The sequence below is a fragment of the Comamonas sp. GCA5 genome (assembly GCF_036541385.1).
Lineage (GTDB): Bacteria > Pseudomonadota > Gammaproteobacteria > Burkholderiales > Burkholderiaceae_C > Comamonas > Comamonas aquatica.
The window spans coordinates 1-2280 of record NZ_JAZHFR010000163.1 but is presented as its reverse complement, the minus strand read 5'-3'; the positions used below and the strand labels follow the sequence as shown (position 1 = coordinate 2280).

At 69.2% G+C, this 2280-nt stretch carries 3 protein-coding genes and 1 pseudogene; 1 reads left to right on the top strand and 3 read right to left on the bottom strand.

Annotation, left to right across the window (positions count from 1 at the left end; translation table 11 throughout):
• A partial coding sequence (locus SJH88_RS18910; RefSeq protein WP_274755362.1) for an ATP-binding protein occupies positions 1-493 on the top strand: 493 nt, incomplete at its 5' end.
• Between the two features lie 212 nt (positions 494-705).
• Here the strand turns inward: SJH88_RS18910 and SJH88_RS18905 are convergent.
• The 3 genes and pseudogenes from SJH88_RS18905 to SJH88_RS18895 form a co-directional block, all read right to left on the bottom strand.
• Complete coding sequence (locus SJH88_RS18905; protein ID WP_274755361.1) at positions 706-1254, bottom strand: outer membrane lipoprotein; 549 nt, start codon at positions 1252-1254, stop codon at positions 706-708.
• A 281-nt stretch (positions 1255-1535) separates the two neighbouring features.
• Positions 1536-1985 carry a dUTP diphosphatase gene (gene dut / locus SJH88_RS18900; protein WP_042415387.1) on the bottom strand — a complete coding sequence of 150 codons (450 nt, stop codon included), beginning with the start codon at positions 1983-1985 and terminating at the stop codon, positions 1536-1538.
• Positions 1986-2089: 104 nt separating this feature from the next.
• Positions 2090-2280: pseudogene (locus SJH88_RS18895) on the bottom strand (hypothetical protein); the annotation flags it as partial.

Sequence of the window (2280 nt, the reverse complement as noted above, 5' to 3'; positions counted from 1 at the left end):
GCCATCCGGCGCCACCGGCCTGGCGCACGCCGGTGACAGGGGGCCGATGCAGGCCCTGCTGCGCACCATGCAGCGCCTGCACGCGGCGCGCTCGGTGCAGTTTGTGCAGGTGGGCGAGGCCGCACCGGGACTGGCCTTCCGGGGCGAGGCCCAGGACCTGTTCGAGATGCTGGGCAATCTGCTGGACAACGCCGGCAAATGGGCGCGCAGCCAGGTGCAGCTGGGCGTGCAGCGCGACGGCGACTTGCTGTGCTTCACCGTGGACGACGATGGCCCCGGCATTGCCCCCGCCGAGCGCCAGCGCATCTTCGAGCGGGGCGAGCGCCTGGATGAACAGCGCCCCGGCGCCGGCCTGGGCCTGGACATCGTGCGGGAACTGGCCCAGACCTATGGCGGTTCGGTGCAGGCCGACAGCGCGCCCCTGGGCGGGCTGCGCATGCGCCTGTGCCTGCCGGCCGTGGCCACGGAGGCCACACGGCCTGCGTCGCACTGAAGCCAGAAATTCAGCATGATTTTGGCTTACAGCGCTTGCTGGCTGTGCGTTAGCAGCTATGGATTCGAGAGTCCACTCCAACGGCAGATCCGCCGCCGGCAGGCCGAAGGTTTTCGGCCTGGGACGCGCACAGCCACTGCACTGGCTGCTCTATATTGTGAAAATGCAGTGCTGCGGACGCGGACCCACAGGCCCGTGCCAGTGGCACCGGATCAGCGGTAGATCTGATTGCCGTCCACGCGCACGTTGTCGCCGATGCGGAAAGGCGGTGGGTTGGGGTAGTCAAAGCTGCGCTGGCTGCCGTCCTGCAGCTGCACGGTCACGCGGTAGATGTCGCGCACGCTGCCCCCCATGTTGTTTTGCACCGCATTGCCGGCCAGCGCACCGCCGACCACGCCCGCAATCGTCGCCAAGTCACGGCCCGTGCCTTTGCCGACCTGGCGCCCCAGCACCCCGCCGACCACACCGCCGACGATCGCCCCACCCGCACCAATGCCGCTGGAATCCTGCACGCGCACGGTCTCGATGTGGGCGATCTGGCCATAGGCCATCTGGCCGTACATGCCGCCGCCCTGCTGGACCGGGTAGCTGGTGGCGGGATAGGCCGGCACCGGGTAGCTGGTCACCGGCTGCGGGGCCGTGGGATAGGTCGTGCGGGGATAGCCATGGCCGGGCTGGCCGGGATAGCCGGCGCAGGCACTCAGCAACAACGCTACGCTGGCGACAGCGGCAAGACGGGGCCAATGGGAAAGAGGATGCATAAAAACTCCGGGTCACGTGGGCGGGACACGCGGGGCCGCAGAGCGGGCGGCTCGGCCCATGCCGCAGCCCCATGTGTTCGGAGTTTCAACGCAGCCGCCCGCAGCCGGGACGACGGCCCTCACACTTGCGCACAAAAGAATGAGCGCTGCCGCTGCGCTCATGCCCGTCTGCACAGACGGTTTCCCCCAAACCGGACCAGCGCCGCCGGGCATTCGGGGCGCAGTCCGGGGCCACCGCACCTCGCCCAAAGACCGAGGCCGCTGGGTCGCCGCGCCGGGGCTTACTGCTTGCCGGTCGAGCCGTAGCCGCCTTCGCCGCGCTCGGACACGGCTTCGAATTCGTCCACCAGGTTGAACGTGGGCTGCACCACGGGCACGACCACCAGTTGGGCCAGGCGGTCCATGGGCTGCAGGGTGAAGGCGGTGGGCGAACGGTTCCAGGCGCTGACCATCAGTTGGCCCTGGTAGTCGGAGTCGATCAGGCCGACCAGATTGCCCAGCACGATGCCGTGCTTGTGACCCAGGCCCGAGCGCGGCAGGATCATGGCGGCGTAGCCCGGGTCCTTCAGGTAGATGGCCATGCCGGTGGGAATCAGCTGCCACTGGCCGGGCTCCAGCGTGATCGGCGCGTCGATGCAGGCGCGCAAATCCAGGCCGGCGCTGCCAGGGGTGGCATAGGCGGGCATGTTCTCGCGCAGGCGCGCATCCAGGATCTTCAGGTCAACGTTCATAGCAAAGGGGTTCGGTGCCGGCCGCCACGGTGGTGGCCCAGGCAAAACAAAGAAGGCACGGATTGTGCCTGGGACGGACCACCGCAGCGGCCCGCGCGGGCATGTCAGGCCGATTCGCTGGCCGAGCGAATGCCGCGGCGCACGGCGTTGATGATGGCAAACAGCAGCACCAGCGCCCCCAAGCCGGGCAGTGCCACGCTGAGGACGGCCAGGATCAGCAGCCCCACCACACGCCCCGGGGTGATCCGGAACCAGGGGCTGCGCGGGCCCGCGGCCGGGCGTGGCCGGCTTCGGC